This window comes from Saccharothrix lopnurensis, from assembly GCF_042658445.1.
GTDB classification, from domain to species: domain Bacteria; phylum Actinomycetota; class Actinomycetes; order Mycobacteriales; family Pseudonocardiaceae; genus Actinosynnema; species Actinosynnema lopnurensis.
On sequence record NZ_JBHSQO010000003.1, the window covers coordinates 102950 to 126656 of the forward strand.

At 75.0% G+C, this 23707-nt stretch carries 16 protein-coding genes; 8 read left to right on the top strand and 8 right to left on the bottom strand.

The features are described from left to right. The first annotated feature begins 81 nt into the window (after positions 1 to 81). Positions 82 to 1152, top strand: coding sequence for an alkene reductase (locus tag ACFP3R_RS04245; RefSeq protein ID WP_380633035.1), 1071 nt, complete (start codon positions 82 to 84; stop codon positions 1150 to 1152). Between the two features lie 302 nt (positions 1153 to 1454). Next, complete coding sequence (locus tag ACFP3R_RS04250) at positions 1455 to 2216, top strand: DeoR/GlpR family DNA-binding transcription regulator (protein ID WP_380633036.1); 762 nt, start codon at positions 1455 to 1457, stop codon at positions 2214 to 2216. 195 nt (positions 2217 to 2411) lie between these two features. Here ACFP3R_RS04250 and ACFP3R_RS04255 read toward each other — a convergent pair whose 3' ends face one another. Beyond that, positions 2412 to 3089 (bottom strand): LPXTG cell wall anchor domain-containing protein, encoded by a 678-nt coding sequence (locus tag ACFP3R_RS04255; protein ID WP_380633038.1) that lies wholly within the window; start codon positions 3087 to 3089, stop codon positions 2412 to 2414. A gap of 965 nt (positions 3090 to 4054) precedes the next feature. On the opposite strand from ACFP3R_RS04255, the gene ACFP3R_RS04260 reads away from it, so the two are divergent. Then, on the top strand, positions 4055 to 4576 hold the full coding sequence (locus tag ACFP3R_RS04260; protein WP_380633040.1) for a pentapeptide repeat-containing protein: 522 nt from the start codon (positions 4055 to 4057) through the stop codon (positions 4574 to 4576). A gap of 201 nt (positions 4577 to 4777) precedes the next feature. Here ACFP3R_RS04260 and ACFP3R_RS04265 read toward each other — a convergent pair whose 3' ends face one another. From ACFP3R_RS04265 to ACFP3R_RS04280, 4 genes are all read right to left on the bottom strand, one after another. Next, the gene (locus ACFP3R_RS04265) at positions 4778 to 5323 is read right to left on the bottom strand and encodes a snapalysin family zinc-dependent metalloprotease (RefSeq protein ID WP_380633042.1); all 546 of its coding nucleotides are present in this window, start codon (positions 5321 to 5323) and stop codon (positions 4778 to 4780) included. 71 nt (positions 5324 to 5394) lie between these two features. Then, on the bottom strand, positions 5395 to 8853 hold the full coding sequence (locus ACFP3R_RS04270) for a TM0106 family RecB-like putative nuclease (protein WP_380633044.1): 3459 nt from the start codon (positions 8851 to 8853) through the stop codon (positions 5395 to 5397). Between the two features lie 241 nt (positions 8854 to 9094). Further along, complete coding sequence (locus tag ACFP3R_RS04275; protein WP_380633045.1) at positions 9095 to 10282, bottom strand: aKG-HExxH-type peptide beta-hydroxylase; 1188 nt, start codon at positions 10280 to 10282, stop codon at positions 9095 to 9097. Beyond that, a complete protein-coding gene (locus ACFP3R_RS04280) occupies positions 10279 to 11400 on the bottom strand; it encodes an FxsB family cyclophane-forming radical SAM/SPASM peptide maturase (protein ID WP_380633046.1) in 1122 nt (373 codons plus the stop codon). Before ACFP3R_RS04280 ends, ACFP3R_RS04275 begins: the two co-directional genes overlap by 4 nt. Positions 11401 to 11588: 188 nt before the next feature. Between ACFP3R_RS04280 and fxsA the strand changes: the two genes are divergently transcribed. From fxsA to ACFP3R_RS04295, 3 genes are all read left to right on the top strand, one after another. Further along, positions 11589 to 11756, top strand: a complete 168-nt coding sequence (gene fxsA, locus ACFP3R_RS04285) for an FxSxx-COOH cyclophane-containing RiPP peptide (protein WP_380633048.1) — start codon at positions 11589 to 11591, stop codon at positions 11754 to 11756. 99 nt (positions 11757 to 11855) lie between these two features. Continuing rightward, the gene (gene fxsT, locus ACFP3R_RS04290; protein WP_380633050.1) at positions 11856 to 15713 is read left to right on the top strand and encodes an FxSxx-COOH system tetratricopeptide repeat protein; all 3858 of its coding nucleotides are present in this window, start codon (positions 11856 to 11858) and stop codon (positions 15711 to 15713) included. A gap of 115 nt (positions 15714 to 15828) precedes the next feature. Beyond that, positions 15829 to 16812, top strand: coding sequence for a hypothetical protein (locus ACFP3R_RS04295; protein WP_380633051.1), 984 nt, complete (start codon positions 15829 to 15831; stop codon positions 16810 to 16812). Positions 16813 to 16938: 126 nt separating this feature from the next. On the opposite strand, the gene ACFP3R_RS04300 is transcribed toward ACFP3R_RS04295, so the two are convergent. The 3 genes from ACFP3R_RS04300 to ACFP3R_RS04310 form a co-directional block, all read right to left on the bottom strand. Further along, a complete protein-coding gene (locus ACFP3R_RS04300; RefSeq protein WP_380633053.1) occupies positions 16939 to 19203 on the bottom strand; it encodes a hypothetical protein in 2265 nt (754 codons plus the stop codon). Continuing rightward, complete coding sequence (locus tag ACFP3R_RS04305; protein WP_380633054.1) at positions 19200 to 20258, bottom strand: P-loop NTPase family protein; 1059 nt, start codon at positions 20256 to 20258, stop codon at positions 19200 to 19202. The genes ACFP3R_RS04300 and ACFP3R_RS04305 overlap by 4 nt, the downstream gene beginning before the upstream one ends. Positions 20259 to 20376: 118 nt before the next feature. Further along, a complete protein-coding gene (locus ACFP3R_RS04310) occupies positions 20377 to 21798 on the bottom strand; it encodes an SDR family NAD(P)-dependent oxidoreductase (protein WP_380633056.1) in 1422 nt (473 codons plus the stop codon). A 76-nt stretch (positions 21799 to 21874) separates the two neighbouring features. Here ACFP3R_RS04310 and ACFP3R_RS04315 point away from each other — a divergent pair, with 76 nt between their 5' ends. Both ACFP3R_RS04315 and ACFP3R_RS04320 read left to right on the top strand, forming a co-directional pair. Continuing rightward, positions 21875 to 23284, top strand: coding sequence for a hypothetical protein (locus tag ACFP3R_RS04315; RefSeq protein WP_380633057.1), 1410 nt, complete (start codon positions 21875 to 21877; stop codon positions 23282 to 23284). After that, positions 23281 to 23703 carry a hypothetical protein gene (locus tag ACFP3R_RS04320; protein WP_380633059.1) on the top strand — a complete coding sequence of 141 codons (423 nt, stop codon included), beginning with the start codon at positions 23281 to 23283 and terminating at the stop codon, positions 23701 to 23703. The genes ACFP3R_RS04315 and ACFP3R_RS04320 overlap by 4 nt, the downstream gene beginning before the upstream one ends. Positions 23704 to 23707 lie beyond the last annotated feature (4 nt).

Consider the following 23707-nt stretch of genomic DNA (forward strand, 5'->3'; position numbering starts at 1 on the left):
CTGACACATGACGTAGTGGGGAATACTTCGCACGCGGTTAGCTGTTCGGACAGGTAAATGGGCTATCCGGAGGGGACCGCGATGAGCACCGCGTTCGAGCCGTTCGACCTGGCGGGCACCGAGCTCGCCAACCGCATCGTCATGGCGCCGATGACCCGCAGCCGGGCGCCCGGCACCCTGCCGACCCGCGCGACGGCCGAGTACTACGCGCAGCGCGCGAGCGCCGGCCTGATCGTCACCGAGGGCATCCAGCCGTCCGCGGTGGGCCAGGGCTACCCGAACACGCCGGGCCTGCACAGCGACGAGCAGGTGGCGGCCTGGCGCGTGGTCACCGACGCGGTGCACGGGGCGGGCGGCCGGATCTTCGCCCAGCTCATGCACGCCGGCCGCATCGGGCACCCGAGCGTGCTGCCCGACGGCCTGCACCCGGTGGGCCCCTCCGCGGTGCGGCCGGCGGGCAAGCTGTTCACCGGCGCCGGCATGGTGGACTTCCCCACCCCGGTCGAGCTGACCGGCGTCGAGGTCGAGGCCACCGTGGCGGACTTCGCCGCCGCCGCCCGCAACGCCGTGGCGGCCGGGTTCGACGGCATCGAGCTGCACGGCGCCAACGGCTACCTGCTGCACCAGTTCCTGTCCGGCAACTCCAACCGGCGCAGCGACGAGTGGGGCGGCCCGGTGGAGAACCGGATCCGCTTCGCGGTCGAGGTGGCCCGCGCGACCGCCGAGGCGATCGGCGCGCACCGCGTCGGCCTGCGGATCTCCCCGGCCAACCGGTACAACGACATCGCCGAGGACGACCACGGGCAGGTGTACCCGGCGCTGGTCGACGCGATCAACCCGCTGGGCCTGGCCTACCTGCACATCGCCGAGCAGGACGAGCGCCCGCTCACCCTGGAGCTGCGCGAGCGCTTCTCCGGCGCGCTGATCCTCAACCCGCACACCCCGGACGGCGTGACCGGCGTGGACGAGCTCCACCTGGTGGAGGACGGCACCGCGGACGCCCTGGCGTTCGGCGCCCTCTTCCTGGCCAACCCGGACCTGCCCGCCCGCCTGGCGAGCGGCGGCCCGTTCAACGCCCCGGACCAGTCCACCTTCTTCGGCGGCGCCGAGAAGGGCTACACCGACTACCCGGCGCTGGCCGCCGCCCGCTGAGCGGCACCACCCCGAAGAACCCCGGACGACCCCGCAGCTCGAACCCGGGGGTCCCGGAGCACGAGCCCCGTTCACCCGCGAGGTGGACGGGGCCTCCTGTTCTCGGAACCCGGAACGCGTGCGAACCGGACCGGGATCGACCGGAAATTCACCCACCGGTGTGGGTTCGGTCACGAAAACCGGGCGCAACCCGGTCAACACGCGTCACGATGTGCCGCTGGTCACGCTTTCGTGGCGGTGTTGGCCCGAATGCCCGGCCCGACCGGACAGCGGTGGCCCGAGCAGGCAACAGGAGGTGGGACGTGCGGGCGGACGAGCGCAAGCGCCGCATCCTGGCCCGAGCACGCGCCGACGGCCGGGTTGACGTGGCGGAGATCGCGGTCGAGCTACAGGTGGCCCAGGAGACCGTGCGCCGCGACCTGCGGGCGCTCGACGAGCACGGCCTGGTCCGCCGCACGCACGGCGGCGCGTTCCCGGTGGAGAGCGCGGGCTACGAGACCGGCCTGAAGTTCCGGACCCACTCGATGGTGCCGGAGAAGCGGCGGATCGCCCGCGCCGCCGCGGAGCGGTTGGGCGACGCGGAGACGGTCTTCATCGACGAGGGCCACACGCCGCAACTCGTCGCCGAGAGCCTGCCCACCGGTCGGCCGCTGACCGTGGTCACCGCGTCGCTGCCCACCGCGGCGGCCCTGTCCGAGGTGCCCTCGACCACGGTCCTGCTGCTGGGCGGCCGGGTGCGGGGCCTCACCCTGGCCGCCGTGGACCACTGGGCCATCCGGATGCTCGCGGACATGGTGATCGACCTCGCCTACCTCGGGGCGAACGGCATCTCGCGCGAGCAGGGCCTCACCACCCCCGACCCGGCGGTGGGCGCGGTCAAGGCGCAGGCGCTGGCGTCGGCCCGCCGGCGGATCTTCGTCGGCGTGCACTCCAGGTTCGGGGTGTCGAGCTTCCACCGCTTCGCGCGGGTCGCGGACCTGGAGGCGATCGTCACCGACTCGGCGCTGCCCGCGGGCGAGGCGCACCGCTACTCCCTGCTCGGCCCGAAGGTCTTCCGGGTCTGACCCGCGAACCCCCGGACCCCGCCGCGGCCGGACTGCCGTTCGTCGCGACGCCGGTGATCCCACCGGTGCCGCTTTCGCGTGCCCGCGGCAAGACCGGGGTTCCCCCGCCGGCACGCGAAAAGGCCCGGTCTCCTCGGCGGCAGCGGGGGACCGGGCCTTTCGGCGTTCGTGTCGGCGCGTCAGCGCCTCAGTGCGTCAGTCGCGGGCCGCACGCCTGCGCTGCATGATCAGCAGCGCCGCGCCGCCACCCAGCAGGACCACGCCGATCACCAGCGGGATCGCGATGCTGGCGCCGGTGTTGGCCAGCGGGGTCTCCTCGGCGGCGATCGGCACGACCGAGGTCGGGGCGACCGTCGTGGTCGGCGACACGGCCACGGAGGACTCCTGCGCCGGCGGCTGCTCGGCGGGCGGCTGCTCCGCGGGCGGCTGCTCGGCCGGCGGCTCCTCCCCGGGGGGCTCCTCGGCGGGCGGCTGCTCGGCCGGGGGCTCCTCCTCCTCGACGCAGGACGGGACGGTCTTCGTGCCGCGGATCGACCACTTCTTGTTGTTCTGCTCGTCGATCGGGTCGTTCCACGCCTCGATCACAATGGTGTAGGTCAGCTCGACCTTGCTGTCACTGGTGTAGGTCTTCTCGAAGTTCTTGTCGAACGACTGGCTGTCGATCTCCTTGCCGTCGAGCGAGACCTTGACCGTGTTCTTGTTCGCCTCGTGCTTGTCGTACTGCGTCGCCTTGATGGTCAGGGTGCTCTTCTCGCCCTGGCACCCGGCGATGAAGTCCTGGTTGTGCGCGAAGGCGGGAGCGGCGAAGAAGACGGACGCGGACGTCGCGACGGCGAGGGTGCCGAGGAACGCGCCAGCTCTGGCGAGCTTCATGAGAGTGCTCCTGAGGGGAGGGCTGAGGAGAGACGGCGGTCACCATATACGGGGAACGGCAACCACTCGATTGGGGGACCTGTGATTACTTTCCGCATCTACCGCCGCAACCGTCCCCAGAGGATGGCCAGCGCGATCCCACCGCCCGTGAACAGCGGCGATCCCAGGGCCGACAGCAGACCTGCTCGCCCCCCGAACGTTCCGGTTCAGCCTGATCAGCCGCGCTGACCACGGCTTTCACCGAGGTGGACGGCAGGTGGGAGATCAACGGCCGTGTGGTGCCCGTGGTCGTTTCCACAGTGGTCGAAGTCGTGACGGTCGCTACTTCGTTTTTTGGCGCAATCGTTACCGGCGCCGTGGTCACCACGGGCACCTGGCGCGTGTGGACGATCACTTTCCGGGTGAACGACCGGGCCTTCGACCCGCGCGGGTCGTCCCACGCGCGCGCCCGGACCACGAAGGCGTGCGGCACGCTCCCGGGTTCGCCGCAGGTCCGCCGGAAAGACCGGCGGAACCGGCCGTCCTCAAGGGACCGACCGCCGCCGGACACCTCGACCGGGTCGCCCCGTCGCCCGTCGTACCGGCTCAGCTCGACGGTCGGCCCGGCCCGGCCCCCGACGCGCCCGCCCTTGATCGACGGGGTGCGGTCGGACGCGGGGGTCGCGGTCGCGGGGGTCGAGACCAGGACGCCGGGGGCGACCCCGGCGATTCGGGCGGACGGCATTCCAGTGCTCCGGGTGGTGCGGCGGGGGGTGCACTTCCGGGTACGGACACCGGGGGCCCGGCGTTCAACCCGGGCGTTGGTCGATTCGGGTGAAACCCGCCGCGCCGGGGGTCCCGGGGCCGGGCACGCCGCCCCCCGGGCCCCGAGCCCCCGCCCCCAACCCCCGGGCCGCCCTGCTCGCCGGAATTTCGCGACCCCACCGGCCGGCCCTCACCGACAATGCCGGGATGCCCAGGCCGGTGTGCACGCGCCGGCCAGGCTGGCCGACGACTGGCCGGCGCAACGGCAGGCGTGCCTCGACGTGCTGTGCGGCTACCTCAGGACGCGGCGCGAGGACGAGCGGGACGACGACCAGGTCCGCCGGGCGATCACCTCGGCCCTCGCCGCCCACCTGCGCCGCGACAGCGGTGAGCCGAGCTGGTCGGACCTCCGCGTCGACCTCGCCGGGGCCCACCTGGTGGACGTCGACCTCACCGGCGCCGTGTTCTCCCGGCGGGCCCGCTTCGCCGGCGCGGCGTTCACCGGTACCTGCGTCCTGGACGGCGTCACCTTCGAGGGGGCGCGGACTTCACGGGCGCGCGGGTGTTCAACGGGCTACTGCGGCTGGAGGGCTGCGAACCGGGGAAGGGCACCGCGTTCCGGGGGTTCGGGACGGAGCGCGGCGGGACGGTCGTCCTGTTCCAGCGGACCGGCAGGCGGGTCGACTTCTCCCGCGCCGGCGGCGGCTTCCCGGCCGACGCGGACGTCGGCCTGGGCGGCGTGACGGTGGCCGACAGGGGAGAGGTGGTGGTCCCGCAGGTGCTGATCGACACCGGGGTCGTCCGGTGGGGGCCGTTCTCCTCCGCCCCCGAGGACGCCCTGACGTTCACACCCCGGGACGACGACCCGTTCGCGCGCTGGAGTTCGCGGGACGCGGACACCGGTGCGGGCGGCCGGTCGCACCGGCCGCCCGCACCGGTGGTCGTCAGCTCCTCGCGTACACGTCCGTGCCGACCGACGTCACCGTCGAGAGGCCCGCGAACAGCTGGTTCACCCGGTTCGCCTCCTGGGCGTTCGGGTAGGTGCTGCGGCAGGACGTGCCCGCGCTGCCGCCCGACATCAGGTACGAGCAGATGCCGTTGTACGTATCGGGCAGGCCGAGGCCGTGCCCGATCTCGTGCGCCACGATCCGCAGCGACGAGTGACCCGCCGCCACGTCACGCGTGTCGATGTAGATCGTGGCGCACCCGAGCCCGCAGGGGTAGGCCCGGGAACCGCCCCCGGTGGTCGCGGAGATCCGGATCGTGGCGCCGCTCCCGCGGACGAGCCGCAGGTTGGGCACCCGGGAGTTCCAGATCTGCGCGGCCTGGTCGGCTTCCGCCGAGTAGCCGGAGGCGCTGTAGTAGACGGTCCTGGCCATCGCCGACGGCGGCGCGGCCGCTGCCGACGCCGGACCGACCAGGACCGTCGCCAGCAGGGCGAAAGTGGTGAACAACGCGCCCACCAACGGGCGTGCGAATTTCTCGACCACACGATCTCCTTCGGTGCAGGGGTGGAAGGTTCTCGTGTGTCACGACATTAAGAGCAGGGGAACGGCCGGGGTCATAGGTCTTGGTCATAGATGCCGCTGATGCCCCACGGCAGCGCGTCCGCCATCAACCCCACCATGCCCGAGACCAGCCGCAACTGGTCGACGTCGCGGACGTCGGCCTCCACCAGGCGCGGCGAGCACACCACCACCGCCACCGCCTGCGCCCGGGACAGCGCCACGTTCACCCTGTTGCGCGACAGCAGGAAGTCCAGGCCGCGCGGCAGGTCCACGGCCGCCGACGAGGTCATGGTGGTGACCACCACCGGCGCCTCCTGGCCCTGGAACCGGTCCACCGTGCCGACCCGCACGTGCCCGTACCCGTGCTTCTCCAGCTCCCGCCGCACCAGCCGCACCTGGAGGTTGTACGGCGCCACCACCAGGAAGTCGTCCTCGTCCAGCGCCCGCGCGCCCGGCCCGTCGACCCACAGCCTGCCCATCAGCGACCGCACCACGTCCACCACGGCCGCCGCCTCCTCTGCCGACGACGTGGTGTTGCCCGAGTGCTCCACCGAGTGCAGGTAGACGCCCGGCCGCACGCCCGCGACGGCGCGTTCGGCCGCGCTGGGGTGGGCCCGCAGCAGCCCGGCGTAGGACAGGTTCGACACCGGCTCGCACACCGCCGGGTGCAGCCGCCGCGTCTGGTCCAGGAAGTAGCCCAGCTCGGGCGGGATCACGTCCGCGTCGCCGATCAGGTGCCCCAGCGCCGACGCCTCCGCCCCCGCCGGGTGCGTGCCCTGCACGACCTGCGGCAGCTGCTGCGGGTCGCCCAGCAGCACGAGGTTGCGCGCGCACGTCGACACGGCCAGCGCGTCGGCCAGCGCGAACTGCCCGGCCTCGTCCACGATCAGCACGTCGAACGGCTGCTCGCGCAGCGCGGTGTTGGCGAACGTCCACGCCGTGCCGCCGACCAGGTGACCGCCGCCCTGGTCCGTCCGCCACCGCACCAGCGCCGGGTTGTCGCGCGGCTGCTCCCAGGCGCAGTCCTTCGCCGGCGCGCCCTTCGCCCGCTTCGCGGTCGGGATCGGCACGCCCAGCTCCCGCCCCGCCGCCAGGGCCGCCGAGAGCACGTTCTCCACCGCCTTGTGGCTGGTGGACGTCACGCCGACGCTGCGCCCGCCCCGGATGAGGTGCGCGATCAGCCGGCCCGCCAGGTAGGTCTTGCCCGCCCCCGGCGGCCCCTGCACGGCCAGCGCGGAGCCGTCCAGCGCGTCCACGGCCGCGATCACGTCGGCGATCAGGTCGTCCGAGCGCGGCAGCGCCCCGACGCGCAGCCGCGGCGGCGTGCGCCGCACCAGGTCCACGCCGGGGTGCGGCGGCAGCTCCGGCAGGGCGTCCACGACCGCCGCGGCCAGGTCGTAGACCGCCTCGTCCTTCGGCGTGGGCCGCACCGGGCTGCCGGGCAGCACCGCGATGGGCTGCTCGCCGTCCACGTCGTCCGGCGAGGTGCTCTCCAGCAGCACGACGTCCTCGGCCGACTCGGCCACCACGACGGCGTCCCGCGAGCGGTTGGGCGCGCCCTTGTAGAGCAGCCGCACCTGGTCGCCGGTCGCGAACGGGTGCGGGCGCTCCGGGTCGCACCACGCGCGCACCTCGCGCTTGGCCTTGCGGACCCGCCCGGAGGGCATCACCCAGTCCTCGGCGCGCACCGACACCGGCACCGCGCACGCGCCGTCCGACTCCAGCTCCGACAGCGGCGCGCCCATCTGCCGGAAGAAGTCCCACCACGCCGGGTTGGTCTCGCGCCGGTGGTAGCCGACGGCGGCGGCCAGCAGCGCCCGCGCGCGCTGGTCGTCGTCCGCCTCGGCAGGGTTGTCCGGCAGCCCCTCCACCAGCGGGTCGACCACGGCCGCCAGCCGCGCCGCCCGCTCGGCCCGGCGCTGCGCGGCCAGCTCGTCCTCGATCTCCTGGGTGAACGACGGCTCCGGCACGTGGGGCTGGACGCCGGCCTCGGCGCGGACGTCGACCAGGAACCGGTACAGCCGCAGCGCGGAGACGCAGTCGGCGGCGTTGTAGTCGGCGATGCCGGCCAGGACCTCCTCGGCGCGCGCCGGGTCCGCGCCGCGCAGCGCCAGGTACTGCTCGTACGCCTCGATGCCGGAGAGCGCGTTGGTGACCTCGCCGGTGCGGGCGGGCATGTACAGGGGTTCCAGGTACTTGATCGAGTACGACCGCTGCGACACCCGCAACGCCTTGCGCACCACCGAGTACAGGTCCACCAGCGCGCCGGAGCGCAGCAGGTGGTCCACGGCCTCCTCCCGGGTGCCGTGCAGCGCGGCGAGCTTCTTGAGGGCGTTCACCTCGTAGGGCGCGTAGTGGTAGACGTGCGCGCCGGGGTTGGCCTCCAGCCGCCCCACCGCGAAGTCCACGAACCGCTCGAACGCGAGCTTCTCCAGCCTGCGGTTGTGCGCCCAGAACGGCGTGAACGCGCCCTCGGCGTCGACCACGCCGAACAGGTACTCCAGCCCCTCGCCGTCGAGCGCGAACGGGTCGCCCTCCATGTCGAAGAACAGGTCGCCCGGGTCGGGCACGGGCAGCGCGGCCAGCGCCTCGGGCGCGACCACCTCGAACGCCACCTCGCCGGTCGGGTTCGCCTCGGTGCGGGAGCGGTCCTGGACCACCTGGAGCGCGGCCTGGGCGCGCAGCCCGGCGAAGGTCGCGGCGGACATGGTGGCGGGCCGGTCGGCCTGGCCGGCGACCGCCAGCGCGTCGATCGTGCCGAGCCCGGCGGCGGTGAGCTTGCGGCGCTGGTCGGCGCGGATGCCCGCGACCAGCGACAGGTCCCGGTCCCGCTCGCGACCGCCGGCGCAGTGGCGGGCGAACCGGCAGGTCGCGCAGGCGGGCCGCTCGTCGTCCCAGAGCCGGGCGGGCAGGACCGCCGGTTCGGCCAGCCGGACCCGCAGCCGGGCGGTGAGGTCGCGGACCAGCGGCCGGAAGTCGGCCACCCGGAACGAGCGGGTGGTGTCGTCGCCGAGCAGCAGGTGCATCCGGGGGCCGGCGTGCGGTCCCAGGGCGTCCGCGTAGGCGGTCAGCTGCACCACGGCGGCCGGGGTGGCGTGGCGGGCGAGCTTCGCGTCGTGCGGCTCGTAGCGGTGCGCGCCGTCGTGCTCGCCCGCGACGAGGAAGTCGGCGCGCCCCTGGAAGCCGTCCGCGTAGAAGACGGCCTGGTAGATCACCGGGGCCCGGTCGGCGATGGCGGCGGCGGTCCGCGCGGCGGCGGCCACCAGCGCCTCGTGGGTGGGCGCGGGCTGGGGGATCTCGACCACCTGGCCCCGCGCCCGGAACCGCTCCAGCACGGCCTGCTCGTGCGCCAGGCCGTGGCGGGCGGCCAGGGTGCCGCGCTGTTCCTCCGGCACGGGCGCGCCGGGGACCCCGCGCGACAGGGCCAGCGACAGCCGGCTGCGGTGCTCGCACTCCAGCAGGTCCACCAGGTCCGACGGGGAGTGCACCAGGTGGCCGTCGGCGTTGAGCATGGCGCGCAGTATCGCCGCCGGACGCCCCCGGTCCGAGGACCGCCCCCGGCGCGTCGCGGACTGCGACGCTCGCCACCCGGGGTGGTCACCACCTGCGGCGCACACCACCCGGGGTGGTCACCACCTGGCGCTCGCCACCCGCGGGCGCTCAGCCGGACCGGGCGCTCGCCACCCAAGGCGCCCACCACCTGGTGCTCGCCACCCGGCGCTCTCCACCTAGGGCGCTCTCCACCTAGGGCGCTCAGCCGGACCGGGCGGCCTCCCATCGGCCCCGGTGCGCGGCGGCCTCCGCCTCGGCCTCGGCCAGCGCGGCGGCGGGCAGCGGTTCGGCGCACCACGCGCGCAGCACGGCCGCCACCTCCGCGGTGAACCGCACGCCGGTCGGCGTCAGCGCGCCGCTGTCCAGCAGCGTCTCCGCGGCGGTCAGCGCGGCCGACCGCCAGCGCGCGTACTCCACCCGCGCCGCCGCGCCCGGCCGGTCCCGCCAGAAGCCCGCCACGCCCAGGTGCGCGTACGTCCCGTGCAGCAGCCCGGCCGCCGGCCGCGGGTCCTCCCGCCACGGCGCGTAGAACAGCTCCCGCCGGTCGGGCTCGACCAGCGCGAACAGGTCCATCAACGCCGACAGCTTGCTGTGCTGGACCTCGTGCGCCAGCGTCACCGCGACCGCTTCGGCGTCCGGCGCGGGCGACAGGAACACGCAGCCGTAGGCGTCCGCCACGGTCGCGCTGCTGGTGCCCGAGGGCGGCGGCGGCATCGGCGTCAGCACCGCCACGACCTCGGCCACCTCCGCGGCGACCGCCGGGTGGTCCCGCGCCAGCAGCTCCCACGCCGCCCCGACCTGCTCCCGCAGCCGCGGCAGGTCCGGCGCGGTGTCCACCGGCAGCCCGTCGGGCACCCCGCCGCCCGCCCACAGGTCCACCTGGAGCACGGCGGGGCCCAGCCTGACCTCGGGCAGCGGCTCGTGGCGCAGGCCGGGCCCGACCACGACCCCCAGCGACGGCAGCGCGACCACCTCCGCCGGCGGGAACCCCGGGTCCACCGGCACCCCGGCGCGCACCGCCGCCGCGGCCGCGGTGAACGCCAGCTCACCGGCCCGCCCGCGCCCCGCGACCGTCCGCGTCGCCCACGCCCCGACCGACGGGTGGTCGAGCACCCGCGCCACCGCGCCGGGGTTCGCCCGGTGGGCCTCGCAGAGCAGTTCGTAGGCGGGGCGCGCCTCGGGGGCGGACGCGATGGACCGGATCATCAGCAGGGTCCGGCTGCGCCGGGCCAGCCGCAGCACCCGCAGCGCCGACCCGCCGCCGCCCCGGGCCAGCGCGGTGAAGTCCGCCTCGGACAACCGGAAGGGCTCGACGGCGGGGGAGTCGCCGGGGGAGCCACCACCCACCGACCCCGCGCCCACCGACCCCGAGACCGGCCCCGCGTTCACGCCAGCTCCGCGAGGTCCGCCGCCACCCTCGACCGCACGTGCCCGATCAACCGGGCCAGGTCGGGGCAGTACACCGAGGGCCGGTCGAACCCCGCGCCCGCCAGGTACCGGTGCGCCCGCAACCCACCACCGCACACCCGCACCACCGGGCACCTCCGGCACACCCCCGACAACCCGGCCAACCCCTCCCGCGCCGCCCGCACCGGCGCCAGCTCCACCGCCGCGTCGAACGGGTCGCGCGCCACGTTCAACCCGGTCGCCGCCGCGGCGGGGGAGGACGACGCCAGGATGTCCGAGACCTCGATCGACCCGTCCGTCTCGACCACCACCTGGGCGGGCGGGTTCAGCCCGATGCCCTCCACCCCGGACCCGCCGCCCAGCAGCACGTTCAGCAGCTCCTCGAACAGCCGCACCCCCGTCACCGGCCGTTCGTACCAGCGGTCGAACACCGCGATCAGCCACTCCGCATAAGGCGTCCCGGGCGCGCCGGCCGCCCGTCCCGGCGGCGGCGCGGACCAGTTGCCGTGCGGCAACAGGAAATCGATGGCGGGCGGCGAGAATTCCACCAGCGACTCGTAGGTGCGCACCGGGTCGTTGCGCACGTCCACCACGCACAGCAGCCCGCCGTACACCCCCGGAAACCCGCGCAGCAACTCCAGCGCCGAACGCACCGCCGCCCCGCTGCCGGTGCCGTCCGGGCGCTTGCGGTGCCGGTCGTGCTGTTCCGGCGAGCCGTCCACGCTCACCCCGACCCGAACACCCAGCGAGTCGAACAACACCGCGAATTCCCGGTCCAGCAGGGTGCCGTTCGTCTGCGCGGTGAACCGGACCTCCGCGGGCACCTCGGCGCGGAACCGCGCCACCAGCGCGGCGATCGCGGCCCGGCCCGCGAGCAGCGGTTCCCCGCCGTGCAGCACCACTTCCACCTCGGTCAACCCGTGCGACCGCACGTGCTCCGCCACCCGTTCGGCGGTGTGCGCGACGACGTCCGGCGACATCGCCCGCGGCCGCGACCGCCACCGCTGGTCGGCCAGTTCGTAGACGTAGCAGTAGTCGCACGCCAGGTTGCACCGACCGTGCACCTTCACCACGAACTGGCGGAACGGCAGCGCTTTCATCAACCCCCCGATTCCGGTCCCCCGGAGCAATCAAACACAGCTCACCGCCCGCTACTTCCGCCGATCGGAGGATTCGCGACGCTTTTCCCCGCACTTCACTACGATGGAACCGCGCCCGTCGGTCCGACCGGCATTCGGGTGAGCGAGCGGACAAACCCGCAGCATTGCGGTGAGGGGGCACGCCGGAGATGGCCGAGGAACCCGTCCTGGAGTCCGAGCTGCTGGACGTCACGGGCATCGACCCGGCCCGACTGGCCGACCTGCCGGACACCGCGCTGCGCGCCGCGCTGCGCCGCATCCTCGCGGAGAACGCCGAGCTGCCCACCAGGTTCGCCGCGTTCGAGAGCTCGCTGTGAGCGCACCCGCGATCCCGGCCGTCCGGGTGAACGGCGGCTGACGGGCGGGCGCGTGCCCGCGATCCCGCCCCCCGGTCCCCCGCCGCCCTGGAGCAGCACATGAGCAGCCCGCGCACCACCCCGCACCACCCCGCGGTCACCGCCTTCCTGTCGGCGACCGGCGGCACGGGGCGCACCAGCGCGGTGGCCAACCTGGCCTGGGTCCTGGCCACCGCCGGCCGGCGCGTGCTGGTGGTCGACTGGGGCTCGGAGGTGCCGCGCGTCCGCGAGTACCTGGAACCGTTCCTGGTGGCCCGTCGGGGCTTGCCCGACGCCCTGGCGCGCGGCCTGCTCGCCGCGTACCGGGCGGAACCCCCGGGCGACGAGGACCCGCTGCCCGCGGTGGAGCGGTTCGCCCCGCCCGCCGGTGAGGCCGGGGCCGCGGGCCACGTCGACGTGGTGTCCCCGATGGCGACCGACCCGGCGGGCAGGCCGCGGCCGGAGACCAGCCACGGCGACGCCGGCGCGATCGCCGAGCTGCGCGCCAGGCTGGCCGAGTCGGACTACGACCAGGTGCTGATCGACGCGCCGACCGGCGCGGGCGAGGAGTCCCTGACCCTCGTGGCGACGCTGTGCGAGCTGGCCGTGGTGTGCTTCCGGCCCCGCCCGCGGGCCATCGCGGACGCGGCCGACCTGGCGTCCCGGCTGCGCAAGCGCGCGCCGATCCGGATCGACGTGGTGCCCGTGGCGACGCTGTTCGACGACGCGGACGAGCAGTCCCGCGCGCGGCGCATCCGCTCGGCCATCCACGCCGCGTTCGCCGAACTGCTGGCCGGGCAGCCGAAGCGGGTGCCCGACGGCGGCGCGGTCGAGATCCCCTACCGGCCGTACGACGCGTTCGACCCGCTGCTCGCGATCCTGGTGGAGGAACCGGGCAGCGGCGCGCTGGAGACCCAGTACGGCAGGCTGGCCGCGGCCGTGACCGCCGGCGCGGTCACCGAGCCGCCGCCGGTGTCCCCGGTGCTGCGCGCCCGCTACCGGCGGGTGTTCGGCCTGGCCTCGACCGCCGAGCCGGACCGGGTGGTGGTGGCCTACGCGCCGCGCGACCGCCCGTGGTTCGACTGGGTGCGCGGCCGGTTGGAGCACGCGGGCGCGCGGGTCCGGTCGCTGGCCGACGCGCGCTCGTGGCCGGCCGCCGAGCCGCCGCCGGGCGTGGTGGTGCTGGCCTCGCCGCACCTGGGGCCGGTGCGGCTGCCCGACCGGCCGCTGACCGTGCTGCGGCTGGCGCTGGCCGAGGACGACCCGCTCGACGAGGGCCTGTCCGTGCACGAGCACACCCCGGAGACGCTGAGCGCCCGGCTGCTCGGTCACTTCGGCCTGATCGACCGGCCCGGCACGGAGCACGAGCCCGGCATGCGGGTGCCCGGCGCGCACCCGCACGTGTTCGGCCTGCCGCCGCGCCACCCCGCGTTCACCGGTCGGGACGAAGACCTGGAGGCGTTGCGCGACCGGCTGCTGGAGGCGGGTGACGACCGGGCCGAGGTGACCGTCGGCGGCGTGTCCGGCGTCGGCAAGAGCGAGCTGGCGCTGGAGTACGCCTACCGGTTCTCGTCGGACTACTCGGCGGTGTGGTGGCTGCCCGCGCACGATCGACAGGTCCTGCTCGGCGCGCTGGCCGACCTGGCGGCCCGGCTGCGCCAGCCCGGGTCCACCGACTACGGCACGCTGGCCGCGCTGGAGCGGCTCGCCGGCGACCCCGCCTACGCCCGGTTCCTGCTGGTCTACGACAACGCCGACGACCTCGACCTGGTGGCGGACCTGCTGCCGGCCGGCGTCACCGGGCACGTGCTGATCACCTCCGCGACCGACGGGGGAGCCGGGCTGGAGCTGGTGCCGATGCGCGCCGACGACAGCGCGCGGCTGCTGCTGGACCGGGTGCCGGGCCTGACCGCGGAGGACGCGCGGCGCGTCGCCGACGCCGTGGACCACCTGCCGCTGTCGCTGGACCTGGTGTCGTCGTGGTTGGGGGAGACCGCGCGGGCCGAGCTGGGCGCGGGCTCCCGCGACGCGGACGCCGCCGAGTGGGCCACCCGCACCCTGCTGGAGCAGCTCGACCGGTCCGAGGTGGCCGGCACGTCCGAAGTGGACGGCGTGGCCCGGACAGGCGGCGTGGCGCGGGCGGACGACGTGGCGCGGGCGGACGACGTGGTCCGGGCGAACGACGCGGCCCCAGCGGACAACACGGTCCGAGCGGACGGCGTGGCCCGGGTGGTCGGCGTCGCCGTGGACTCGTTGCGGGACAACGCCACCGGCCGCCTCGCCGTGCTGGTCGCGCAGCTGTGCGCGTTCCTCTCGCCGGAGGGCGCGGACCTCGGGCTGGTGCGCTCGCGGGCGTTCCTGGACTGCCTGGTCGCGGCGGGCGGGGTGGACGCCGAGCCGCTGCGGCTGGACGCGGGCGAGGTCGACCGGGTGCTCTGGCACGGCGCGCGGCACGGCCTGTTCCGCGTCGACTGGGGCGACCAGTACACGCTGCGGATGCACCGCGTGGTCCAGCGCGCGCTGCGCGAGGCCATGCCGCCCGCCGAGCGGGACGCGCGGCAGGCGGACGTGCTCGCCGCGCTGGCCGCGCTCGCGCCGACCGAGGTGGAGGACAACTCGCCCACCCGCCGCGCCCGGTTCACCGAGCTCCAGCGGCACGTCTTCCCCTCCGGCGCGATGGGCGGCGACGACCCGGAGGTCCGCCGCTGGCTGGTCAACCAGGTGCGGTTCCTGTTCACCGACGGCGGCGCGGGCGTACGGCGGGCCGCGCTGGGGCCCGGCCGCGCGCTGCTGGACTCGTGGACCGAGCGGTTCGGCGCCGCCGACCCGCTGCGCAACCGGCTGGCCGCGGAGCTGGCCAACGTCCACCGTGTGCTCGGCGAACCGGTCGAGGCGCTGCGCCTGGACGACCTGGCGCTGGCCCAGCAGCGGCGCGCGCTGGACCTCACCCACCCGCGGCCGCTGATCACCGCCCGGGGCCGGGCGGGTGACCTGCGCGGGCTGGGCCTGTTCGCCGAGGCGCTGGCCGAGGACCAGGCCACCTGGGAGGGCCTGCGCTCGGTGCTCGGCGACGACCACCCCGACACCCGCCGGGCGGCGAACAACCTGGCGTCCTCGATGTTCCTGTCCGGCGACGCGGCGGGCGCGCTCGCCGTCGAGGAGGACAACCACCGCCGGCGGAAGCGGCTGTTCGGGCCGGGCGACGCGCGGACCTGGACCACGCTTGCCCAAGTAGGGCTCTACCAGCGGGAACTGGGCCGCTACCCGGAGGCGCTGGAGTCGCTGCTGACCGCCTCCCAGCAGCTCCAGGCGCTGCGGCCGGAGCTGAACCAGACCCAGGTCGGCGTGCACTGGAACTACGCCATCGCGCTGCGCCTGGTCGGCCGGACCAGGGCCGCCAAGGAGCGCACCGGCAAGGCCCTGCGGGACTACCGCGAGGTCATCGGCCCGCACCACCCCTACACGCTGGGGTGCGCGCTGAGCTTCGCCGCCGACCACCGGCGCGTGGGCGGCGACCCGGACCTGGCCGTGGAGCTGGCTCGGTCCGCGCTGGACGGCTTCCGGCGGCACGTGGGGCTGCGCGAGCACCACCCGTTCGTGGCGCTGTGCGAGCTGGGCCTCGGGCTGGCGCTGCGCGCGGCGGGCGACCCGGCCGGCGCGGTGGGCCACGTCGGGACCGCCGTGGCGACCCTGCGGGACCGGCTCGGCGACACGCACCCGTGGACGCTGGCCGCGGCCGTGGACGAGGCGCGGGTGCTGCTGACCGCGGGCGAGGTGGACCGGGCGGCCGAGCTGATCGCCGAGGCGCACACCGACTGCGTGGAGTTCCTGGGCCCCGACCACCCGCACACCGCCGTCGCGGCGCACAACCTGCGACTGGCCGCGCACCCCGCGGACCAGGACTGGCGGGAGTGCGACGTCGACGTGCCGCACACCTGACGCCCCGCACACCCGACGCCCCGCACACCCGACGCCCCGCACACCTGACGCCCTGCACACCCGACGCCCCGCACACCCGACCCGCCGCACACCCGACCCCGCCGGAGGAGGCAGCGTGGAGCTGTACGAGGAGGAGGCCGAGCACCTCGGCCCCGAGTTCGACACGACCCGGCGCGCCTGCCGGGCGGCGATCCGCACCAGCCCCGCGCTGCACTACCTCGCCCACTACAGCAGCGGGGTGTTCGACTTCGGCGTCGACGTGCTCGGCGACCCGCCCGCGACGCCCGGCGCGCTGCCCGGCGGCACCCGCCGCGAGGACCTCAAGCGGCTCGGCAGGCACCTGACGTTCCAGGTGTCCGCGCTCGACCGGTCGTTGCAGGAGGTGCGGACCGGCCGGCTGATCCGCCTCGTGCTGCACACCGAGGAGGGCGCGCTGTTCTGCGACTCCGTCGTGCCGACCGAGCACGTGGTGGGCCTGGTGCTCGACCACGCGGGCGCGGGGCCGCTGTTCGGGCACCCGGCGGTGGACGAGGCGGACCGGGCGGTGGCCGGGCTCGCCACCCGGCTGCGCGCCGAGCTGAGCCTGGGCTCGCTCAACCCCGGCGGGTGGGAGGGCGCGGGTGCCGTGGCGGCCCTGCCCGCGCGCGACGAGGCGGAGCCGCACGTGACCGTGGGGGAGGAGCCGCCGGCGCCGTGCCTGTCGGCGGTGCGGGCGCGGGACCTGCACGTGGTGGCGCACGTGGTCGACGGCGAGGTGCGCGCCCTGGTCGACTGCCTGGGCGACGTGTCGCTGGCGCCGTTCTTCAAGCAGGTCACCGTGGAGGCGCGGCGGCGGTTCTACCAGGGGTTCGTGCCCGAGTTGGGCGCGCTGGCGACCAGGCTGAACCGGGCCGTGGCCCCGGTCGTCGGCGGGCTGCTGGTGCGGCTCGTGCTGGACGTCGAGATGGGCGCGGTCTACTACTACCGGCAGCGCGCCGGGGAATACCTGGTGGGCGTGACGATCGACCAGTCACGGGTGAGTTCGGCGGATGCCCGGATGTCCGGCCTGAGCGCGGAACTCACCCCGCCCGGTCCCCGAGCTCGGACCTCCGAACGTTGAACTCGGGGGTCGCGAACGTACGACACGACGGTCCCGAACGTACGACTCGCGCGAGTCGTACGTTCAGGCCGCGCGAGTCGTACGTTCGGGACAGGTGAGTTCTTCACTCGTGAGTAGGTTCGTGGGTCAGGTCGACCGGTCCACGGCGCGGCGGACGCGCGGGCTCAGGTTGCGCAGGGCGTGGTGCACGCGGGTGCGGCGGGCACCCTGGTTCACCCCGGTCACGAGGTTGCCCGCCCGCGCCGACCACGGCGGCAGGCTGAACAGCGGCTCCAGGGTGAACAGCGGCAGGAACTCGGCGATGTCGTCGTAGATCACGCACAGCGCCTCCAGCCGGTCCTCCGCGTCCGGGTCGCCCGCCGACCGGTACCACTGCGACACCGCCGCCCGGAACGCCTGCACGGCCCGCTGCATCATCAGCGCCTGCGCCGCCGCCCGGGTGAACTCCGGCATCCGCAGCCGCCGGTGCACCGCCTCCTGCGTCGCGGTCGGCGCGTGCTCGAACGCCTCCCCGAACATCGCGTCGACCTGCGTCAGGTCGTCCAGCGCGTCCACCGCGTCCCGGAACAGCTGCTCCACCTCGCCGGGCAGCCGGTCCGCCGGGGCGCGCAGCGCCGCGTCACCCGCCAGCGCCCCCAACTGCCGCTGGATCGCGCCGAGCTGCCGGTCCGCCGAGGTGCGCACGCCGTCCACGTGCTCGGCCAGCCGCTCGACGAACCCGTAGACGCTCGACTGCTGCCGCGCCAGCCGCTCCACCTGCACCCGCAGCGCGGTCAGCGGGTCGTCGCCCCCGCCGCCCAGCCGCTTGCCCGCCGCGCCGATCAGCGCCCTGAAGTCCTCCGGGAACGTCCGCTCCGCGTACACCAGCGGCTCGCGGCCCAGCAGCTCGCGCAGCTGGATCGCCACCCCGTCCGCCACCACGCCGTTGACCAGCAGCACCTGCTCGGCGCCCGGGTCGGCCTCGCGCACCGCGGTGACCCGCCGCACCACCGCGTCCAGGTCCGCGTTGTCCAGCAGCGACCTGGTCAGCAGCACGGCGCACCCGCCGGTCCGGTCCGGGAAGGTGACCCAGAAGTCGGCCATCGACTCCCCGCCCACGCCCAGCAGGTGCCGGTGCAGGTGGTCGTACCCGTCGGCGTCCAGCAGCCGCCGCACCACGCCCTCGACGTCGTCCGCGCTCAGCGACCCGAACAGCTCGCGCGCCGCCTGCCGCACCGCGTCCTCGGTGACCAGGAACTCGCCGCCCGCGCGCTCCGCGTCGTCGGCCACCCGGAACACCCGGTGGCACAACCGGATCACGTTGCGCGCGTTGCCGCGGGCGATGTCCCGCAGGTAGCGGATCACGGGCACGGTGAACGGCGCGAGCCGCCCTTGCCCGAACAGCGGCTCCTGCGCCAGCTCGACGAACTCCCGCACCTCCGCCTGGCTCAGCCCGGACATCACCACGGTGTAGGGGATGCGCTGCCGCACCGCGGGCGGCAGCACGGACTTGAAGTCGGGCAGCCCGCACAGCACCAGGCACGCGCCGGCCTTGGCGAAGACCTGCAACAGCGTCTGGAACGCCGCCATGGTCCGCTTCTGCGGCCTGCTGTCCGCGGAGAAGATCTTGTCCAGCTCGTCCACGGCCAGCACGAACCGCCGCTGCCTGCCGCCGAACAGCAGGGCGAACACGCCCATGGCCTCCAGCGCCGCGACCTCGTCGTCGATGGGCGTGGTGATGCCGCGCTCCACCAGCACCTGGTCCGGCGCGCCGCCGAGCAGCCACGACCACACCGAGTGCTCGAACCCCGGCCGCAGCAGCAGGGTGAGCGCGGTGCCGAAGTCCTTGTTGTTGGTGACCTCGCGCAGCGTGTCCTGGACCTCGCGCAGCAACGCGCTCTCCATCAGGCCCAGCCGCTCCACGACCTCCTGCGGCTCCAGCTTCCGGCTGCCCAGCCAGTCCAGCATGTCGCTGGTCAGGCCCGAGGACTGGAGCGAGTCCGCGACGATGTCCGCGTAGTACTCGCTGACCTGCGCGCGCACGCCCTCGCGGCCGAGCTTGCGCATGAACCGGCGGTACAGCTCGATGAAGCTGTCCGCGGTCGCGTCGAGGTAGAGGGCGTGGGTCGGGTCGGCCAGCACCTGCCGGGCGTGCCGCACCAGCCGGACCGCGAGGTGGGTCTTCCCGGTGCCGTAGTCGCCGAGCACGGCCACCACGGTGCCGGTGCGGTCACCGCGCGATGGCCGTTCGTCGAGGTAGGCGTCGAGGTGGGCGAGCGCCTGCCTGGCCGCGTCGGTGGTGATGGCCACGTCGACCGCGTCCGGGGTCGCGCCGAAGTCCGTGATCCGGGCGACCGCCATGGACGAGAAGGGGTTCTTCCGCGGGGGCGGGGGTTCGCTGCTGCCGCTCATGGCCCAATCCCCAGTCCATTCCGGGACCTCGTGTTGAAGAACGCCCTGATGTCCTCGACGGAGACCAGGTCGGCTTCGGTGTAGCTTAGCCCCGATTCGAGTTTGTGCTCGTAGGTGCCGTGCAGGAATCTTTGGAGCATGGCGACCGATTGGCACAGCTTCGCCACCAATTCGACCGCCTCATCACTCATCCGCGGATAACTCCCCGCTTCCGCGTGCCGGCTGAGCCGGTCCGCCGCGAACCGCTGCGCGTCGCCCTCGTCGAGCAGCCCGACGCACAGCGTCACCGGCGGTACCCAGGTCTCCAGCCGGCGCACCAGGTCCGCCACGTCGTCCGGGCCCAGGAACGCGGACTCGGCCAGGAACAGCACCTTGGCGCTGCGCAGCACCCGCGCGTAGCGGATCACCTCGTCGACCAGCTCGTTCGGGCTCGGCAGCAGCACGACGAGCGTGGTGTCCTCCCGCAGCGCCCGGCCGAGCCGGGGGAACACGCGGCGCGGCACGTCCCGGACCTCGCGCAGCTGCTCCTCCGCCTCCGGGCGCAGCGCGTCGTGGTCCACCAGCAGGTCGAACAGCTGGTCGCACACCTCGGTGGTGCGCTGGTCGATGGACAGCTCCTGGTCGGTGGGCAGGCAGCCGGTCACGTCCAGCACGACGCCGCGCAGCCCCCGCTCGCCCAGCCGCCGCACCACCCAGTCCGCGCACCGGTTGACCAGCGCCGTCTTGCCGCAGCCGGACTCGCCGGTGACCAGCACCAGCCGGCCGTCCTCCAGCAGGCCGGTCAGGTCGCCCATCTCGTGCTGGAACGCCTCGAACGCCTGCTCGGCGCCGTCCACGGGCACGTAGTAGTCGCGGTGGGCGTCCCGGTCGAACGGGCGCAGCGGCCGCATCGGCGTGCGCTCCCAGCCGGGCAGGGGGAACGGGTTGACCTGTCGGCGGGGCGCGGTCACGAGGAGCGCCCCGCGCGTCCCGGCGGCGCGCAGGCCGGACCGGCCCGATCGCCGTCCATGCCCACCCCCGTCGACCTCGCGGCGGCCCGCCGAAAGCCTCACCATACCGAGGGACGGTCGCACACCGTGCCGCGTTCTCCGGACGTGCTACCCGAACGGCGCATCGCCGTTGCTGCTCCCGGAAGTGGGACGAGCCGTCGTGGCGCCGATCACTTCCGCCGGGTCACCACGGGGACGGCGCGTAGTCCTTCAGGAAACACCCGTGCAGGTCCTCGCCCAGCTCGCCGCGCACGATCGGGTCGTACACCCGGGCCGCGCCGTCGACCAGGTCCAGCGGCGCGTGGAAGCCCTCGGCGGCCAGGCGCTGCTTGGTCGGGTGCGGTCGCTCGTCGGTGATCCAGCCGGTGTCGACGGCGGTCATCAGGATGCCGTCGGTCTCCAGCATCTCGGTGGAGCTGGTGCGGGTGAGCATGTTCAGCGCGGCCTTGGCCATGTTCGTGTGCGGGTGGCCCGGCCCCTTGTACGCGCGGCTGAACTGGCCCTCCATCGCGGAGACGTTCACCACGTACTTGCGCCGCGAGGGGGCGGCGGCCATCGCCGCGCGCAGGCGGGAGATCAGGATGAACGGCGCGGTGCTGTTGCAGAGCTGCACCTCCAGCAGCTCCACCGGGTCGACCTCCTCCACCCGCTGCACCCAGCTGTTGACCGGCGCCTCGTCCGGGACGAGGCCGCCCGCGTCGATCTCCTTCGACCCGGCGACCAGGGCCAGCGCGGTCACCGCCGGCGTGGCCCCGGGAGCCCCGGCCAGACCGCTGCCGGGATCGCCGTCGAGGCCGCTGGTGAGCGCCGCCGGGTGCGCCTCGGCGGTGCGGCCGAAGGTGATCAGCTCGGGCATCGGCCCGGACGGCAGGGGCACCGACTCGGCCGCGACGAGCGGCGCGTAGGCCCCCGGCGAGCGGCGCACGGTCTGCGCGGCGTTGTTGATCAGGATGTCCAGCGGCCCGGCGGCGGCCACCGAGTCGGCGAGCCGGACCACCTGGCCGGGGTCGCGCAGGTCGATGCCCACCACGCGCAGCCGGTGCAGCCAGTCGGCGCTGTCGGGCATGGACGCGAACCGCCGCGCCGCGTCGTGCGGGAACCGGGTGGTCACGGTGGTGTGCGCGCCGTCGCGGAGCAGCCGCAGCGCGATGTACATGCCGATCTTGGCCCGGCCGCCGGTGAGCAGGGCGCGCTTGCCGGTCAGGTCCACGCGCTGGTCGCGCTTGGCGCGGTTGAGCGCCGCGCAGGCCGGGCACAGCTGGTGGTAGAACGCGTCGACCTCGGTGTACCGGCTCTTGCACGTGTAGCAGGAGCGGGCGCGCAGCAGGGTGCCCGCCCTCGCGCCCGGTTCGGGCTCGGCCAGCAGCACGCCGCGGGTCTCGTCGTCGATGCGGGACGGGGAGCCGGTCGCGGTGGCCTCGGTCACCGCGCGGTCGGCGGCGGTGACGGACGCGCGGCGATCGGCCTTGCGGCGCTTGCGGAGGCTCTTCCAGATCCCGGCGGTGGCCCGGCGGACGGCGACCGCGTCGGGGTGCTCGGTGTCCAGTTCGTCCACCTGGGCGAGCACCTTCAGGGCGATCTCCAGTTCAGCGGGGTCAATCGACACGCGCCGTACTCTACCCGCGCGAAAAATCCCACCTGGACGGGTGAGTTTCGCGTGAACCCCGACTATGGTGCCCGGCATGCCTACAGCGGGTGCTGGTCCGCGGGTGCGGCGGTTGGCGCACCCCGACGCCGACATCCGGGCGCGTGCCCTCGGGTTGCCCCGGTCGCACCCCGTCCTGGTGGTCCTCGGCGCGGGGGACGACCCGGGCACCGACCTGGCCGCGACCGTGCTGCCGGTGCTGCGCGCGGTGCTCGCCGCCGCGGCCCGCACCGGTGTCACCGTGGTCACCGCGGGCGCGGACGCGGGGGTGGCGCACCTGGTCGGGTTGGCCGCCGAGGCGCTGGACGGGCGGTGGCCGAGGCTGGTCGGCGTCGCGCCGTCCGGCCGGGTGGCGGCCGAGGACGCCGAGCCGACCGGCGAGGAGGTCCGGCTCAACGCCAACCACGACACGGCGGTGCTGGTGCCGGGCTCGCGGTGGGGCGAGGAGCTGCCCGCGCTGTTCCGGGTGGTGGACGCGGTGGCCGGGGCCAAGCGCCCGGCGCTCGCGCTGCTGGTCGGCGGGGACGGGGTGACGCGCGCCGCGCTGGTGGAGCACCTGGGGCGCGATCGGCCGCTGCTGGTGCTCGCGGGCACGGGCGGCCTGGCCGACGAGATCGTGCACGGTCACCTCGCCGCGGGTGGCGGTGAGGCGGTCGATGCGGTCGGGGAGGACCGGGCCGGGGCTGACCGGGCCGGGGCTGACCGGGCCGGGGCTGAACGAGCGGTGACCGGGCAGGTCGTGGCGGAGGAGGACCCCGCCGCCGCCGCGCCACCCCCTACCGCGCCACCCCCCACCGCGCCACCTCCCACCGCCAGGCCCGACGACCTGGCCGTCCTCGTGCGCAGCGGGCAGGTAGCCGTGGTCCACGTGGACGAGGGCCCGGACAGGGTGGTCGCCGTCCTGGTCCGGGTGCTGACCGGCCGGCCGGGCGCCGAGGTCGGCCACACCGCCCCGCCCGCCACGATCTGGCCCCGCCCGCGCTTCCGCCCGCCCGAGCCGCACCCCGTGGTCGACCCCGGCTACGTGCTGGACTACCCCCGGCTCGCCGACGCGATCCACGAGGCCAACCAGCTGGTCGCCCCCGCCCTGCACGAGTGCGAGGTGGCCGCCCTCCGGGCCCGCGAGCGCGCCCGCCTCCTGGTCGCCCTCGCCATCGCGGCCGGGTTCGCCACCACCCTCTTCGCCGCCCTCCAGGTCTGGCTGCGGGACGTCCCGTGGCCCGGGGTGCTGCTGGCCGCGTCGGGCGCGGTGGCGGCGGTGCTGGCGGTCGTGGCCCGCCACGGCGAGGACCCCGACGCCCGCCTGCGCGCCGAGCGGCTGCGCGCCCTGTACTTCGACCACCTGGCCGCGCCACCCGCCGCCGACGACGCCGAGCGCGAGGAACGCGCCCGTGAGCTGTCGGCGGCCGTGGCGCGACACCGGTACGAACCGGTGAGCCGGGCATGACGACCACCCCCGACGACCACCGCGAGCAGTTCCTGCGCGCCTACCTGCGCCACCGGGTCGGCGACCGGCTCGCCGCCTTCGAGCGGGACCGCGCCCGCTGCACCACCGCCCGCCGCTGGACCACCGCCACCACCGTGCTGCTGTTCACGGCCGCCGCCGCCCTGGGCGCGGTCGCGGTGGCGGACGGGCCGCGCCGCGCGCAGTGGGCGTTCCTGGCCACCGCGGCGGCGGCCCTGGCCAGTGCGGTCGCCACCTACGAGGCCGCGTTCTCCTTCCGCGCCCTGTCGCGGCGCTCCGCCCACGGCGGCGCGCTGCTCCACCTGCTCCAGGCCCACGGCGCGCCGGAGGGCCGGGACGGCGTGGAGGCGTTCCGGACCGAAGCGGAGAGCGTGCTGCGGCATTCGGACCAGCCGCTGTGAGAAA